The organism is Bradyrhizobium sp. AUGA SZCCT0283 (assembly GCF_018130385.1).
In the GTDB taxonomy this organism is placed as follows: domain Bacteria; phylum Pseudomonadota; class Alphaproteobacteria; order Rhizobiales; family Xanthobacteraceae; genus Bradyrhizobium.
On the sequence record NZ_JAFCLU010000012.1, the window covers coordinates 174,575 to 188,995 of the forward strand.

Below are 14,421 nucleotides of genomic sequence, written 5' to 3' on the forward strand. Positions count from 1 at the left end.
TCCAAGGTTCTGGCGTTTCGTTTTTCAAACAACAAACGAAAAAAGAACAGGGCAGATGAACGTTCAAACCCAGATCGACACAACTTCGCCCCGCACGACAGAGCATTTCGACGTCCTGATCGCCGGCGCCGGCATTTCGGGCGTTGGCGCCGCCTATCACCTCACCACGCAATGCCCGGGAACGAGCTTCGTCGCGCTGGAAGCGCAGAAGACGTTCGGCGGCACCTGGACCACCCACCGCTATCCCGGTATCCGCTCCGACAGCGACCTGCACACCTTCGGTTATCGCTTCAAGCCCTGGACGACAGCGCCGATCGCGAGCGCTCAGGAAATCCTGAAATACATGGGCGAGGTGATCGAGGAGAACGATCTCGCGCCTCACATCCGCTACCAGCACACCATCACCTCGGCGAAATGGTCGAGCGCGGAAAACCTCTGGACCATCGAAGCCACGCGGACCGACACCGGCGAAAAACTTCGCTTCACCACCAATTTCTTCTGGATGTGCCAGGGATACTACCGCCACACCGAGGGCTATACGCCGGAGTGGAAGGACATGGCCAGGTTCAAGGGCCCGATCGTCCATCCGCAGAAATGGCCTGAGGATCTCGACTACAAGAACAAGCGCGTGATCGTGATCGGCTCGGGCGCCACCGCAGCGACGCTGATCCCGGCGATGGCAGGCGATTGCGCGCATATCACCATGCTGCAGCGCTCGCCGACCTATTTCCGCACCGGGCGCAACGCGATCGAAATCGCCGAGCAGCTGCGCCAGTTGCAGGTCGACGAAAAGTGGATCCACGAGATCACGCGGCGAAAAATCCTGTTCGACCAGGACGCCTTCACCCGCAAGACATTTGAGGAGCCGGAAGCAGCGAAGAAGGATCTGCTGTCGGCGGTCGAAGCCTATCTCGGCAAGGACTACGACATCGCGACCCACTTCACGCCAAAATACCGGCCGTGGCGGCAGCGCATCGCGTTCATCCCGGACGGCGACCTGTTCCAGGGCATCAAATCCGGCAAGGCCTCCGTCGTCACCGACGAGATCGACCGCTTCACCGAAAAGGGCATCCTGCTGAAGTCAGGCAAGGAGCTGGAGGCCGACATCATCGTGACCGCGACCGGCTTCAACCTCTGTGCCACTGGCGACATCGAATTCGCCGTCGACGGCAAGCCGCTCGATTTCGCCGATACCGTGACCTATCGCGGCATGATGTTCACCGGCGTGCCGAACCTGGTCTGGGTATTCGGCTATTTCCGCGCGAGCTGGACGCTGCGCGTCGATCTGGTCGCCGACTTCGTCTGCCGGCTGCTCACGCACATGAAAGAGACCGGCGCGAAAAAGGTGACGCCGCAGCTCCGTCCCGAAGACCACAACATGCCGCTGTTGCCCTGGATCGATCCGGAAAACTTCAATCCCGGCTACATGATGCGCGGCATGCACCTCTTGCCCAAGCGCGGCGAAAAGCCGGAATGGCAGCACAACCAGGATTACTGGGCCGAGAAGGACGAATTCCCGGCGATCGATCTCAACGACAAGGCGTTCGTTTACGGATGAGGCCAGTCGGCTGATGATCAGGCTGAGTGACGGGGACATCCCGTCACTCGACAGGTGTCAGCGGGGACGAGCCTCAATCACGTTGAAGCGGCCGGCTGCATAACTCGTGACCAGATCGAAGCCGCTCTGGTCGAGCAATTCGCGGTACTGGCCCTCGGTGCGCTCAAGCCCTCCGGGCCCGCGAAGCATGTTCAGATCGCTCAACGCCTGCTCCCTGTCCTCGTCCGCCATTGTTGGCGTCTCCGGCATCAGCCGTTCCACCAAAAGCAGCTTGCCTCCGCCGGGGAGCGCCTTCCGACAGTTTTGCAGGATCGTGACACTGCGCGCATCGTCCCAGTCGTGAATGATGCTCTTGAGGATGACCGTATCAGCGATCGCCGGCACGGCCTTGAAGAAATCGCCGGCCACAAATTCCACGCGGTCATCGACACCGATCTGCCTGAGATGCTTGCTCGCGGCCTCGGCACATCTCGGAAGGTCGAAAACAGTTCCGCGCAGTTTCCGGTTTTGCTGCGCGATGGCGCCGAGCAATTCACCGGACCCGCCACCCACGTCCATCAAGTGGGGTATCCCGCTGAAGTCATAGGACTGAAGGACATTCGGTGTGACAAGACGGGTAAGTTCCACCATCGCCGCGTTGAACTTGTCCACAATCTCCGGCGTCCGGCCCATCAGCTCGAAGCTGTCATCAACGCCTTGAAGTTGCGCTCCGGTTTTGCCGGTCATGACGGATTCAAGCATTCCGCTCCAGGATTTTGAAAGCAGTTCGGTCTCAAGGATTGCCCAGCACTTGAGCGAATGCATTGCGGAGCTATCGAGGCAGGCACCCACATCCGTCAACGCATAGCGATCTTCGCCGCTACGCGAACAGATGCCTATGGTGGAGAGCGCGGTGAGCAGGCGGCCAAGCGCCCGTTCATCTGCACCGGTTGCTTTGGCGAGCTTGCCAAGCGCCAGCGGTCCATCCCGCAGCAACTCGGCGAGCCCGAGTCTGGCCGCGACATAGATCACCGCCGTCACACGGTGCGACTGAATCAAATCGAAAAGCCTGAGGGCCGATACTTGCGATGACATCGCGCCTCCTTTTGCCGTGGCTGTTGCGAATTCCGAGTGTGATCTCCCTGCGGGCTTGCCGAGCGCTGCTCGGAATTGGATTGGCGCTACGGCTTTCGCCGGCCATTGCCAGTGCGCGGCGGGAGTTATTCGCTCCGACGACGCCTGCAAGCACGTCCCTGGGAGTTGCGCGCTCGACCCGCGACCAAGGGTGACGGCTAACCGGAATCGGTGAAATGATACAGTTCACAAAAATCATGTATACTTTAATGGTAATATGATACTGATAGACCTTTGATTTGCCATTTATTTGTAATTTCTGTATACATCTTGCACTCAACATGGAGTGCAGCCATGCCGTCATCGTTCCCGCTCAATGCCTGGTACGCCGCCGCCTGGGATGTCGACCTCAAGCACGCGCTGTTTCCGCGCACGATCTGCGGCAAGCATGTCGTGATGTACCGCCAGTCCGACGGACAGGTGTGTGCGCTCGAAGACGCCTGCTGGCACCGGCTGGTGCCGCTCTCGAAGGGACGACTCGACGGCGACACCGTCGTCTGCGGCTATCACGGGCTGAAGTTCAATGCGCAGGGCCGTTGCACCTACATGCCCTCGCAGGACACCATCAACCCTTCGACCTGCGTGCGCTCCTATCCCGTGGTCGAACGGCACCGTTTCATCTGGCTGTGGATGGGCGATCCCGCGCTGGCCGATCCCGCGCTGGTGCCCGATATGCACTGGAACGACGATCCCGCCTGGGCCGGCGACGGCAAGACCATTCATGTGAAGTGCGACTACCGCCTCGTGGTCGACAATCTGATGGACCTCACCCACGAGACCTTCGTGCATGGCTCCAGCATCGGCAACGACCACGTCGCCGAAGCCCCGTTCGACGTCACCCATGGCGACAAGACGGTGACCGTGACGCGCTGGATGCATGGCATCGACGCCCCGCCATTCTGGACCGCGCAGTTGGGCAAGCCCGGCCTGGTCGACCGCTGGCAGATCATCCATTTTCAGGCGCCCGGCACCGTCAATATCGACGTCGGCGTCGCCCCCGCCGGCACCGGCGCGCCGGAGGGCGACCGCTCGCAGGGCGTCAACGGTTTTGTGCTCAACACCATGACGCCGGAGACCGAAACCACCTGTCACTATTTCTGGGCCTTCGTCCGCAATTACCGGACATCAGAGCAGAAGCTGACCACCGAGATCCGCGAAGGCGTTTCCGGCATCTTCCGCGAGGATGAAATCATCCTCGAAGCCCAGCAGCGCGCCATGAACGAAAATCCGGACCGCACCTTCTACAACCTCAACATCGATGCAGGGGCGATGTGGGCGCGGCGCGTGATCGACCGCATGGTGGCGCGCGAGACCGCGCCGCAAAGCGTGCAAGCCGCGGAGTAAGACCATGAGCGAACGCGACGCCGAGCGCTCCGTCTCGCAGACCGTGCGCGCGCAGCTCGCGCTGCGCGACATGATCCTGTCGGGGCGGCTGCGCTCGGGCGAGCGCATCAGCGAATTGCAGGCGGTCGATATCACGGGCGTGTCGCGGACGCCGGTGCGGCTGGCGCTGGTGCGGCTGGAGGATGAAGGACTGCTGCAGGCGATCCCCTCCGGCGGCTTCATGGTGAAGGCGTTTACCGAACGCGACATCCTCGACTCGATCGAGCTGCGCGGCACGCTGGAGGGCCTCGCCGCCCGCTTTGCGGCCGAGCGCGGCGCGAGCGCGCGCAGCCTCGAGCCCTTGAAGGAATGCCTCGGCGATCTCGACCAACTGGTCCGGCAGGACCCGATTTCAGTCGAGGCCTTTTCCGCCTATGTGACGATGAACGCGCGCTTTCATGCGCTGCTCAACGAACTCTCGGCAAGCGCGCCGCTGATCCGCGAGATCGATCGCGTCTCTGCGTTGCCGTTCGCTTCGCCAAGCGCGTTCGTGATGGCGCAGTCGGCGTTGCCGGAAGCGCATCAGATCCTGCTGCTCGGGCAGGATCATCACCGCATCGTGGTCGACGCCATCGAGAACCGCGAGGGCGCGCGGGCCGAGGCCGTGATGCGCGAGCATTCCCGTCTCGCCGCGCGCAATCTGCGGCTGGCAATTCGCAATCGCACGCATCTCGATTTACTGCCAGCACTCGCCCTTTTGAAAACGTCAGTCGAATAGAGGCCGCCATGCGTTTTGCCGAGCAATGGAGCTGGTGCACCGTCGAGGCCATCCACGACGTGACGCCCACGATCCGGGAATTCAGACTGCGCCCCGAGAACGGCCGCGTGCCGCCCTACCCCGCCGGCAGCCATATCGGCGTCACCGTGCTGATCGACGGGCAGCCCGCGCGGCGCTCCTATTCGCTGGTGGAGAACGGCGATGCCGGCACCTACCGGATCGCGGTGCGACTGGCGCCGGACAGCCGCGGCGGCTCGCGCGGCATGTGGAATTTGCAGGCCGGCGCGCGGATCGAGACTTCAAATCCAGCGTCCTTGCTCGAGATCGACTGGACACGGAAGAACTATTGCCTGATCGCCGGCGGCATCGGCATCACGCCGATCACAGCTATCGCAGCCGCGCTGCGCCGCAGGAATATCGGCGCTCCCCTGCACTACGCCGTCAAATCACGCGGCGATGCGGCGTTCGTCGACGAGCTCTCGGCGCTGCTCGGCGATCTCTTGATCGTGCACGCCTCCGATGAAGGCGCCCGGCTCGACCTCGAAGCCACCTTCCGCGCTTTGCCTGACGATGCCATCACCATCATGTGCGGACCGATGCGGATGCTGGAGGCCGCGCGGCGCGCCTGGAATGATGGGGGACGCGCGCCGGCCGATCTGCGCTATGAGACTTTCGGCTCCAGCGGCCTGAAGCCGACCGCAAAATTCCGCGTACGGCTAAAGGATACTGACACCGAACTCGTCGTGCCGCAGAACAGCTCGATGCTCGACGCCCTGAACGGTGCCGGCTATGAGGTGATATCGGATTGCCAGCGCGGCGAATGCGGCGTCTGCGCCGTCGACGTCGTTGCCGTCGAGGGCGAGATCGATCATCGCGACGTGTTCTTCAGCGATCAGCAGAAGCACGACAACCGCAAGATCTGCCCCTGCGTGTCGCGCGCGATCGGTGTCGTCACCATTGATACGCTGTACCGGCCGGAAGCGGCGCATCGTTAAGCGAATTTCGTTAGGATGCCGAATATCCGCTCTGCGCCATGAACCGCGACTACCGGCAAACGGATGCGCACGCGCGCGGTCTTTAAGCGATGGCTTGATCAGCCGCAATTCCAGATCGGCCCGATCGGTGTCCGCGTCCAGCAAGGGCCGAAACTGCCGCCATTGTAGCGGCCGCCGTAGAAGCCAGGCCGGCCGAAATAGTGCCAGTCGCCATCGTACCCGTAGTAACTTGGGACTGGATCGATATACCAGGGGCGCTGGTTGCGGCGCGCCATGCGCCAAGCCGAAGCTTTCCGGGCGTAAGCTGGAAGACTGTTATTCGGCGGCTGCTGATAGCCGGGCAGGAAACCGTATCCGTGCCAGCGTGGCGCCGGCCGCTTATGAACCGGCGCAGCCGGCGCGACGACCGGCAGCAGCGACAGGACGATAGCAATCAATGGAAGCACGAGGCGCGACATCAACGCACCATAGACGGCCGGCTGTTGAGAGGCGATTCAAATCTGAGTGCACGGTGCAGCTGCTTTCGGTTCGCTTGCGAAACGACTGCTCTGCGCCGGCTGGCCGGACTAACTTAGGCGCCTCAACTCTCGTATCTGGTACCCAATCTCATCACACCCTAGGCCGACACCGGAAACCTCACGGCCTCCAGCGCCGTCTTGCCGCGGATCATGTCGGAGGCCTTGTCGGCGATCATCAATGTCGAAGCGTTGAGATTGGCCGAGATCATCCGCGGCATGATCGAGGCGTCGACGACGCGCAGTCCCTGCAGCCCGTGCACGCGCAATTGGTCGTCGACGACGGCCCACTTGGCATCCGCCGGTCCCATGCGGCAGGTGCAGCCGGGATGGAACGTGGTGGTGCCGCGCTCGGTGGCGGCGGCGAGGAATTCATCGTCGCTTTGCACCTTGGGCCCGGGGAAATCCTCATACGCATAATACGGCGCGAGCGGCGCGGACGCGAGCAGCCGGCGCGCCAACTTCATACCGGCGACGACGACGCGACGGTCGATCTCCTCGACCAGATAGTTGGTCTGGATGATCGGCGGCGCGAACGGGTCGGCGGAGCGGATGCGGACATAACCGCGGCTCTCCGGGCGCTGCTGCCATGAGGCAACCGTCATGCCGGGCTCATCCTCGAGCTGGCCCTGCACGCCTTCCTTGTAGCTCGCCGGCGTGAACGTGAGCTGCAGGTCGGAGCTCTCGGTGGTCTCGCCGGAATGCCAGAAGCAGTAGACCATGGTCGGCGACAGCGAGAGCAGGCCGCGCCGCGTCGTCGCCCATTTCAGCGCCTCGACCCACAGGCTCAGGCCGCGCCGGAGCTCATTGATGGTCCTGATGTTCTTGACGCGCGCGACCGAACGCGGCGCGTAGTGATCCTGCAAGCCCTCGCCGACGCCGGGCAGCGCATGACGCACTTCGATGCCATGCGATTGCAGCAATTCCGGCGAACCGACGCCGGACAATTGCAGCAACTGCGGCGAGTTGTAGGTGCCGCCGGACAGAATAACTTCCTTGTTGGCGCGCACCTCGATCGGTGTGCCGCCCTTGCCGCCCTTGAGATAACGCACGCCGACCGCGCGCTTGCCCTCGAAGATGAGGTTGGTGACATGCGCATGCGTGCGCACATCGACATTGCCCCGCTTGCGCGCCGGATGCAGGAACGCCTTCGCGGCGCTCATGCGCAGGCCGTTCTCGATGGTGCGCTGGCAGTAGGACACGCCCTCCTGGATCGCGCCGTTGTAATCGGGGTTGCGCGGAATGCCGAGGCTCATGGCGCCCTCCATGAAGGCCTCGCACAGCGGGTCCTGCCAGTCCATCGTGGTGACGGTGAGATTACCTTCGCGCCCGCGATAGGTCTCGTCGCCCTCGCCGACCCGCCGCTCCAGCCGCTTGAAATAGGGCAGGATGTCCGGATAGCCCCAGCCGCGATTGCCGAGTTGCGCCCAGGTGTCGAAATCCTGGCGCTGGCCGCGGTTGTAGATATGGCCGTTGATCGATGACGATCCGCCCAGTGTCTTGCCACGCGGCGCATAGATGCTGCGGCCGCCGGTCCATGGGCCCGGCTCTTGGCTGTAGCCCCAGTTGACGCTCTTCATGTGGAACGTCTTGATGAAGCCGGCCGGCAGATGAATGTAGGGGTGCCAGTCCGTCGGCCCCGCTTCCAGCACGCAGATACGGGCCGTCAAATCTTCACTGAGCCGGTTGGCGAGCACGCTGCCTGCGGAGCCCGCGCCGATAATCACGTAATCGAACGTTTCCATCGTATCGTTTCTAGCGCGGCCTTGTCGTCACCGCGTCTTTTCGTTGAGTTGATAATTGAGATGGGCCTTCACCGTCGGCCATTCGCTGGCGATGATGCTGTAAACCACGGTGTCGCGCAACGTGCCGTTCGGCGCGATCTGGTGGCTTCTCAGAATACCGTCCTGCTTGGCGCCCAGACGCTCGATGCCGCGCCGGCTCTGATGATTGAAGAAATGCGTGCGGAACTCTACCGCAATGCAATTGAGCTTCTCGAAGGCATGCGTCAGCAGCAGCAATTTGCACTGGGTGTTGAGCGCGCTGCGCTGCACGCGCTTGGCGTACCAGGTCGAGCCGATTTCGACGCGGCGATTGGCGGCATCGACGTTCATATAGGTCGTCATGCCCGCGACCTTGCCTTCGGCATCAAACACCGTGAACGGCAGCATCGAGCCGGCCGCGAACAGGCCGAGGCGGCGGTCGATTTCCTTTTTCATGTTTTCGGCGGTCGGGATGAAAGTGTACCAGAGCTTCCACAGCTCACCGTCGCTCACGGCTTCCACGAGTCCATCGATGTGATCGTGCGACAGCGGCTCCAGCCGCGCGTGCGCGCCCTGCAGGGTAACCGGTTCAAGAAAGGCCATTTAATTCTCCACTGCCAGCCGCATCATTGCCTGCGACAAACGCGAAGCGTTTGCGCAAGGGAGCGCAGCGACGAAGCAATCCACCTAGCCCCGTGTGGTGGCATGGATTGCTTCGCTGCGCTCGCAATGACGGGGTTAGCATCTGCCGCGTATTATTTGTTCAAAAAGTTCAGCGCCAGACCCGGCCGCGCCCAGTCCATCGCGATCAGTTCGCCCTTGCCCGACAGCGTGATGTAGGCGGTCTTCAGTTCAGGCCCGCCGAAGGCGATATTGGTGGTGACGCGGTCGCCGGTCGGCACCTGCTCTACCAGCGTGCCGTCGGGCGCGATCACGGAGATGCAGCCCGAGACCAGCGTTGCCACGCAGACATTGCCGCCCGCCTCCACCGCCATCGAATCGAACATCTGGTAGCCACCGAGCCCCGCGATCGGCTTGCCACGCTCGCCGCGATAAATCACGTCGCGCGGCTTGATGGTGCCGGGCTCGGCGATTTCATAGGCCCACAGCCGCGCGGTCGGCGTCTCCGCGATGTAGACCGTCTTCTCGTCCGGCGACAGGCCGATGCCGTTGGCGGGCAGCACGCCGTGCACGGCCTCGACGATCTCCTTCATGCCGGGCTTCACGTAATAGAACGCACCGACATCCATCTCGCGGGCGCGGCGCTTGCCGAGGTCGGAGAACCACAGGCCGCCGTGTCTGTCGAACACCAGGTCGTTGGGGCCGCGCAGGGCGTGCTCGCCGCATTTGTCGACGACGGTCTCGACCTTGCCGCTTTGCAGATCGATCCGCTGGATCGAGCCGCCGAGATAATCATCGGGCTGCGGTCCCGGCATGATCATCTTGCCGGTGGGGATCCAGCTAAAGCCGCCATTGTTGCAGATGTACATCTTGCCGTCAGGCCCGAGCGCTGCGCCATTCGGGCCGCCGGGAATTTGCGCGACCACCTCTTTCCGCCCGTCGGGATAAACCCGCGTCAGCCGCTTGCCCCGGATTTCGACCAGCACCACCGAGCCATCTGGCATCACGACCGGGCCTTCGGGGAACTCCAGATCGGTGGCGAGAACGCGGATATCGGCCATGAATCCTCCCGGGCTTTTCTTGGGCGCAGGCGGATTTCCAAGCCTATGTCCCCACGCGCAGCAATTTGGTTACGCGTTGTTATGGCAAAGTCGATATCGCTTGCCAAGCAACCGCGGGCAATCCCGCGGCGCAGGGCAGCATTGCGGTGATGCTATTCCCTCACCGGAATCCAGATCTCCAGCCCGCCATTGCCGGTGGCCGGATCGAAGTTTTCGTCGTAGCGCTCGAAGTTCGGCGCGTCGGCCGCCTTCATGCCTGAAATCGGCAGCCAGTGATTCCAGATCGTGTTGACGGTGCGGCGGATGGTCGAGATGTGCTCGGCGTGGGTAAAGACGGCGTATTTCTGTTCGGGAATCCGCACGCGCGCGAACTCGCGCGGCAGGTCGGAAAAGTCCGCGACCTCGACGCCGGCGATGTAGTCGAAATTGCCGGCATCGTCGCCGTTGCAGCAAACGCCATAGGCGACCTTGCCGATCCGCGCGGGAATGCCGTCGACCTTCTGGTGAAATTGCTGCCACTGGTTCGGGATTCCGGCACCGCCGTTTTCATGGGTGCAGCGCTCGCCGATGCCGGCGACGAGCAACGGCTTACTGGTTTCGAAACGCGGGGGCTTGAGATTGTCGAGCAGGGTTGAATCCATGACGATGGGCTCCTGAAGCTTGAGACGATCGAGGCACGTTGCGGCGCGGACCGCCTCGGGCGTGACGCCGAAATGGTCGCGGAACGCGCGGGTGAAAGCTTCGTGAGAGCTGTAGTCCGCGTCCAGCGCGAGGCTGAGAATATCGGGCGCGCCTGCCGCGAGCGCCTGCGCCGCCTTGCTGAGTCGGCGGGCACGCACATAGCGCATGACCGAAAACCCGGTGGCCGCGGCAAACGCCCTCACCATGTGGAAGCGAGAGACGCCGGCAACGCCGGCGATCTCATCAAGCGTCAACGGCTTGGCGAGATGGCTTTCGATATACCAGAGCGCTTTCTGGGCCGGATTCATGACTGACTGCCTTCATGCGAAGCAACCGCATCATGCTCTGATGCTACGCGCTTCATTTGACAGTCCTTGCTCTCGGTTCCTGCCGCTGACAATGTATCGGAGCGCGATGGGAGGGAACCATGTTGATCACCAATGTCCGGGCGCACCATATCCGCATTCCCTATGACGCGGGGGTCGCGAGTTTCAGGCAGGGCGCTGCTTCCATCGCAGCGCTGGAAATCGTCATGGTCGAGGTTTCCACCGATGCCGGCATCACCGGCTGGGGCGATGCCTTTGCCTATGTCTGCCCGCGGACGACTTATACCGCGATCGAGGAAATGATTGCGCCGCAGGCGCAGGGCCTGCAAGTCCCCGGCGCGGCTGATATTCCCGCCTTCATGGAACAGATCCAGCGCAACCTGCATCTGTTCGGCCGCTATGGCATCACCATGTTCGCGATATCGGCGCTCGATATCGCCTTGTGGGACCTCGCCGCCAAGGCGAAGGGCGTGCCGTTGCATCGGCTGATCGGCGAGGCCAGGCGCACGCGGATTCCCGCCTACGCAAGCCTGCTGCGGATCGGCAAACCCGAATTGATTGCAGGCGAATGCGAGACCGCGCTGCGGCGAGGCTACAAGGCGATCAAATTGCATGAGACCACAACGCCTGCGGTATTTGCCGCGCGGCAAGCGATCGGTCCCGGCATTCCGCTGATGGTCGACCTGAACTGTCCACTGGATGGCGACGCCGCGATCGCATTCGCGCATTCCTGCCGGAACGCTGCGCCGATGTTCCTCGAGGAGCCGGTCTGGCCGCCGGAAGATTTTGCAACGCTCGCCGAAGTGCGAACCAAGGGCGGGCTCGACGTTGCGGCCGGCGAGAACGCCTGCACGGTTCATCAGTTCAGACAGATGATGAAGGCCGGAGCGGTAAGCCATGCGCAACCCTCTGTCATCAAGGTTGGCGGCATCACCGAATATCTCAGGGTTGTCGCATTGGCCGACGAACTCGGGGTCAGGCTTGCGCCGCATTCGCCCTATTTCGGGCCGGGCTTGCTGGCGACGCTGCAATTGATGTCGCTGCGCGACGACGCAACCTTCGTCGAGGTGTTTTACATGAAGCGCGCCGCATGCCTGTGGCGCGGTCGCATCGACGTCGATGCCAACGGCGATGTCGAGGTCCCGCAGGGGCCCGGCCTTGGCTATGAACCGGACAAGGCCGTGATGGAGCAATACCGCGTGTCGTGACCGCGGGACGGGACGCTACTTCGTGCCGTCCTTTGCCGGCGCGGCATCCTTTGTCGCAGGCGCGGCATCCTTCGCGGCAGGCGCTGCGGCCTTCTTCGCATCTTCCGCGGCCTTGTTCTGCGCCGCCTGCTCGCTGACGAGCTTCTGCAAGCCAATGACCGCGCCCTTCAGCGCCTCGATCTGCCGGTTCGCCGCGTCGATCTTTTGCTGATGATCCGTTGTCAGCTTGGTGATCGTCTTCTGCAGGAAGTCGACATTGCTCTGCAGGCAAGAGGTGCGCCGCTCCATGGTCTTTTCGACGGTGCAGATCTCGATGCCGGGAACGTCCTGCGCGTGAACGGTCGCTGGCCATGAGGCCATCAGCGCGAAAGCGACGAAGGTGATCCTGGCCATCGGGGCAATCATCAAAAATCCTCGTTTCAAAAGCGTCTGGCGCACGGGGACATCCATCACGGCAATTTGCACGAAGCAGACCCCCGACCCCACTGATACCATACTGATACCTCATTCAGGCGTTGTGCTTCACCCCGTTAACGGTGGATGGATTTAGCCGCGAACCTCAAGCCGGTGTTTGCCGGCGGCGGCAGTGGAGATTGAGCGTATGGCAACGCGTGAAAAACGGCTGGCGCAGTTCGACGGGAATGGGGCTCCGCCGCCGAACCAGCCGGTGGAAGTTCTTTGCGAAGATCACAGCGGAACCTATCAACTGCCCTTTGCCTGCCGCTGGATCGATGGTCAATGGCGCAACGACAGAACCGGCGGCATGGTCGAGGCCACGGTGGTTGGCTGGAGGCTGCCACGCGCCCGACCTGAAAATGCCGCGGACAGAGCCTGACGAGCCGCGCATTGTGCCAGAATGCGACGGAACCGCGCGTGATCTTTACGTTCGGAACGGCGATGGAACGAATCGCGCCCGAATCACTGATTCAGCGCCGTACTCCGTTGTTCACGGCTAGATGTCGTCCGCAATCCGAGGCGGCGCACCACATCCAGCACCACAACAATCGGCCGCAGCCAGCGGCCGACGACAAAGGTTAATTCCTCGGGGGACGACATGGCCGTCAGTTCCAGGGCGTCGGCGGCGGCACCTTGTCGACGGCCGGCGGCACGTCGACGGTCTTGAAATCGGCCGGGCTGACGATCTCAAGGTACTCCATGTCCTCCGAGTAGTCGTACAGGTAATGCGTGATGCCGGGTCGCTGGTGGACGACGTCGCCGGCCTGCACCAGGGTCGACTTGTCCTCATACATGAAGCGCGCCCAGCCCTTGGTCATGATCACGATCTGGAATTCGCATTCGTGCTTGTGCCAGCCGGTGCCCTCCTCGGGCGGCAAATCGGGATTGGCCTTGACCAGATGGCAGATCACCTGCCCGCCGGTGGCGTCGGCGATGCCGAGATCGCGATACAGGAAGAAGTCGCGCAGACCACCCTCCTTGAATTCGGTATCGCCGGGTTTGACGTGAGAGAATTTGCTGACGACAGCCTGCTTGTTCATTGAAGCCTCCACGGTTCGCGTTGCGGGAGCGCGACCAGGCGAAGGCGTCCAAATTTTTGGCAGCGTCGCATCGTCGCGTTCACGGCTGCATGTTGCTATGCGAAATCCGCGCCACGCCCGCTGCAGTGCGGCGATCGCGCCGGCAGCGGTGCACCGAACCGATTGGCCGCAGGCAGGAATCCGGTTTCAGCGGCCTGTGAAAGATGGCCAATGCACGGGCGCACGCTGCGCGCGGCTGGCACCGGCTTGAGCAAGGCCTGCCCGTTGCCTGAGCCCTTCAAGCGGGCAAGACCCCGCCAGGCTTGCCTAATATTCGACCTCGAGCTCTTCGATATCGGCGGGCTCGGCCTTGGCGGCCTCGATCCATTCCTGCATCTCGGGCATCGCCATGATGGTGCTGGCGTAGGCCGCGAGCCTGGGTTCGAGCTTCACGTCATAGGTCATGAAGCGGGTAACGACGGGCGCGTACATCGCATCGGCCATGGTGCGCTCGCCGAACAGGAACGGGCCGCCGGACTCCGCGAGGCATTCGCGCCAGATCGTACAGACCCGGTCGATATCGGCCTGCGCGCGCGACCAGATCTTGAAGCCGGGGAAATAGCCCTTCAGGTTGACCGGCAGCGAGGCGCGCAGCGTGGTGAAGCCCGAATGGATTTCGCCACAGATCGAGCGGCAATGAGCGCGCTGGATACGGTCGGCCGGCAGCAGGCCGGCGTCCGGCATGACCTCGTTGAGGTATTCCGCGATCGCCAGCGTATCCCAGATGGTGGCGCCGTCATGGCGCAGGCACGGCACCAGGATCGACGACGACAGCAGCAGGATTTCCGCCCGGGCCGACGCATCGTCGGGAGCGGTAACGACCTTCTCGAATTCCAGCCCTGAGAATTTCGCGAGCAGCCAGCCGCGTAGCGACCAGGACGAGTAATTCTTGCTGGAGATGGTCAGTGTGGTCTTCGCCATATGGCCTTCCCTCGAACCCCCAA

Annotated in this window: 16 protein-coding genes; 6 read left to right on the forward strand and 10 right to left on the reverse strand. The window is 62.7% G+C overall.

Going from position 1 to position 14,421, the window contains the following annotated elements; all coding sequences use genetic code 11:
* Positions 1–55: 55 nt before the first annotated feature.
* Complete coding sequence (locus tag JQ624_RS18665) at positions 56–1,558, forward strand: NAD(P)/FAD-dependent oxidoreductase (RefSeq protein ID WP_212420367.1); 1,503 nt, start codon at positions 56–58, stop codon at positions 1,556–1,558.
* A gap of 57 nt (positions 1,559–1,615) precedes the next feature.
* On the opposite strand, the gene JQ624_RS18670 is transcribed toward JQ624_RS18665, so the two are convergent.
* A complete protein-coding gene (locus JQ624_RS18670; RefSeq protein ID WP_212420368.1) occupies positions 1,616–2,632 on the reverse strand; it encodes a methyltransferase in 1,017 nt (338 codons plus the stop codon).
* Positions 2,633–2,965: 333 nt separating this feature from the next.
* Here JQ624_RS18670 and JQ624_RS18675 point away from each other — a divergent pair, with 333 nt between their 5' ends.
* Genes JQ624_RS18675 through JQ624_RS18685 form a run of 3 tightly spaced genes read left to right on the forward strand, consistent with a single transcriptional unit; the run spans position 2,966 to position 5,767 of the window.
* On the forward strand, positions 2,966–4,015 hold the full coding sequence (locus JQ624_RS18675; protein WP_212420369.1) for an aromatic ring-hydroxylating dioxygenase subunit alpha: 1,050 nt from the start codon (positions 2,966–2,968) through the stop codon (positions 4,013–4,015).
* A gap of 4 nt (positions 4,016–4,019) precedes the next feature.
* Positions 4,020–4,772: a GntR family transcriptional regulator gene (locus JQ624_RS18680; RefSeq protein ID WP_212420370.1), complete on the forward strand. Its 753-nt coding sequence runs from the start codon at positions 4,020–4,022 to the stop codon at positions 4,770–4,772.
* An 8-nt stretch (positions 4,773–4,780) separates the two neighbouring features.
* Positions 4,781–5,767, forward strand: a complete 987-nt coding sequence (locus JQ624_RS18685) for a PDR/VanB family oxidoreductase (protein ID WP_212420371.1) — start codon at positions 4,781–4,783, stop codon at positions 5,765–5,767.
* A 98-nt stretch (positions 5,768–5,865) separates the two neighbouring features.
* Here JQ624_RS18685 and JQ624_RS18690 read toward each other — a convergent pair whose 3' ends face one another.
* From JQ624_RS18690 to JQ624_RS18710, 5 genes are all read right to left on the reverse strand, one after another.
* Positions 5,866–6,225 (reverse strand): hypothetical protein, encoded by a 360-nt coding sequence (locus JQ624_RS18690; protein ID WP_212420372.1) that lies wholly within the window; start codon positions 6,223–6,225, stop codon positions 5,866–5,868.
* A 158-nt stretch (positions 6,226–6,383) separates the two neighbouring features.
* Entirely contained in the window at positions 6,384–8,027 is a 1,644-nt protein-coding gene (locus JQ624_RS18695) for a GMC family oxidoreductase (protein ID WP_212420373.1), read from the reverse strand.
* 27 nt (positions 8,028–8,054) lie between these two features.
* Positions 8,055–8,648, reverse strand: coding sequence for a GNAT family N-acetyltransferase (locus tag JQ624_RS18700; protein ID WP_212420374.1), 594 nt, complete (start codon positions 8,646–8,648; stop codon positions 8,055–8,057).
* A gap of 152 nt (positions 8,649–8,800) precedes the next feature.
* Positions 8,801–9,727 carry an SMP-30/gluconolactonase/LRE family protein gene (locus JQ624_RS18705; protein WP_212420375.1) on the reverse strand — a complete coding sequence of 309 codons (927 nt, stop codon included), beginning with the start codon at positions 9,725–9,727 and terminating at the stop codon, positions 8,801–8,803.
* 152 nt (positions 9,728–9,879) lie between these two features.
* Positions 9,880–10,716, reverse strand: coding sequence for an AraC family transcriptional regulator (locus JQ624_RS18710; RefSeq protein ID WP_212420376.1), 837 nt, complete (start codon positions 10,714–10,716; stop codon positions 9,880–9,882).
* A 119-nt stretch (positions 10,717–10,835) separates the two neighbouring features.
* Between JQ624_RS18710 and JQ624_RS18715 the strand changes: the two genes are divergently transcribed.
* Positions 10,836–11,942, forward strand: coding sequence for a mandelate racemase/muconate lactonizing enzyme family protein (locus tag JQ624_RS18715; RefSeq protein WP_212420377.1), 1,107 nt, complete (start codon positions 10,836–10,838; stop codon positions 11,940–11,942).
* 15 nt (positions 11,943–11,957) lie between these two features.
* Here JQ624_RS18715 and JQ624_RS18720 read toward each other — a convergent pair whose 3' ends face one another.
* On the reverse strand, positions 11,958–12,347 hold the full coding sequence (locus JQ624_RS18720; RefSeq protein ID WP_409334348.1) for a hypothetical protein: 390 nt from the start codon (positions 12,345–12,347) through the stop codon (positions 11,958–11,960).
* A gap of 196 nt (positions 12,348–12,543) precedes the next feature.
* Here JQ624_RS18720 and JQ624_RS18725 point away from each other — a divergent pair, with 196 nt between their 5' ends.
* Positions 12,544–12,777, forward strand: coding sequence for a hypothetical protein (locus JQ624_RS18725; protein ID WP_212420378.1), 234 nt, complete (start codon positions 12,544–12,546; stop codon positions 12,775–12,777).
* An 83-nt stretch (positions 12,778–12,860) separates the two neighbouring features.
* Here the strand turns inward: JQ624_RS18725 and JQ624_RS18730 are convergent, their stop codons facing one another.
* The 3 genes from JQ624_RS18730 to JQ624_RS18740 form a co-directional block, all read right to left on the reverse strand.
* Entirely contained in the window at positions 12,861–12,998 is a 138-nt protein-coding gene (locus JQ624_RS18730; RefSeq protein WP_212420379.1) for a hypothetical protein, read from the reverse strand.
* A 5-nt stretch (positions 12,999–13,003) separates the two neighbouring features.
* Entirely contained in the window at positions 13,004–13,438 is a 435-nt protein-coding gene (locus JQ624_RS18735; protein ID WP_212420380.1) for a cupin domain-containing protein, read from the reverse strand.
* A gap of 306 nt (positions 13,439–13,744) precedes the next feature.
* Positions 13,745–14,398, reverse strand: a complete 654-nt coding sequence (locus tag JQ624_RS18740; protein WP_212420381.1) for a glutathione S-transferase family protein — start codon at positions 14,396–14,398, stop codon at positions 13,745–13,747.
* Positions 14,399–14,421 lie beyond the last annotated feature (23 nt).

Coding starts and splice junctions, on each gene's coding strand:
- JQ624_RS18720 (WP_409334348.1), bottom strand. CDS start 12,347: ATGATTGCCCCGATGGCCAGGATCACCTTCGTCGCTTTCGCGCTGATG.
- JQ624_RS18685 (WP_212420371.1), top strand. CDS start 4,781: ATGCGTTTTGCCGAGCAATGGAGCTGGTGCACCGTCGAGGCCATCCAC.
- JQ624_RS18715 (WP_212420377.1), top strand. CDS start 10,836: ATGTTGATCACCAATGTCCGGGCGCACCATATCCGCATTCCCTATGAC.
- JQ624_RS18705 (WP_212420375.1), bottom strand. CDS start 9,727: ATGGCCGATATCCGCGTTCTCGCCACCGATCTGGAGTTCCCCGAAGGC.
- JQ624_RS18710 (WP_212420376.1), bottom strand. CDS start 10,716: ATGAATCCGGCCCAGAAAGCGCTCTGGTATATCGAAAGCCATCTCGCC.
- JQ624_RS18740 (WP_212420381.1), bottom strand. CDS start 14,398: ATGGCGAAGACCACACTGACCATCTCCAGCAAGAATTACTCGTCCTGG.
- JQ624_RS18670 (WP_212420368.1), bottom strand. CDS start 2,632: ATGTCATCGCAAGTATCGGCCCTCAGGCTTTTCGATTTGATTCAGTCG.
- JQ624_RS18680 (WP_212420370.1), top strand. CDS start 4,020: ATGAGCGAACGCGACGCCGAGCGCTCCGTCTCGCAGACCGTGCGCGCG.
- JQ624_RS18665 (WP_212420367.1), top strand. CDS start 56: ATGAACGTTCAAACCCAGATCGACACAACTTCGCCCCGCACGACAGAG.
- JQ624_RS18690 (WP_212420372.1), bottom strand. CDS start 6,225: ATGTCGCGCCTCGTGCTTCCATTGATTGCTATCGTCCTGTCGCTGCTG.
- JQ624_RS18675 (WP_212420369.1), top strand. CDS start 2,966: ATGCCGTCATCGTTCCCGCTCAATGCCTGGTACGCCGCCGCCTGGGAT.
- JQ624_RS18735 (WP_212420380.1), bottom strand. CDS start 13,438: ATGAACAAGCAGGCTGTCGTCAGCAAATTCTCTCACGTCAAACCCGGC.
- JQ624_RS18700 (WP_212420374.1), bottom strand. CDS start 8,648: ATGGCCTTTCTTGAACCGGTTACCCTGCAGGGCGCGCACGCGCGGCTG.
- JQ624_RS18730 (WP_212420379.1), bottom strand. CDS start 12,998: ATGTCGTCCCCCGAGGAATTAACCTTTGTCGTCGGCCGCTGGCTGCGG.
- JQ624_RS18725 (WP_212420378.1), top strand. CDS start 12,544: ATGGCAACGCGTGAAAAACGGCTGGCGCAGTTCGACGGGAATGGGGCT.
- JQ624_RS18695 (WP_212420373.1), bottom strand. CDS start 8,027: ATGGAAACGTTCGATTACGTGATTATCGGCGCGGGCTCCGCAGGCAGC.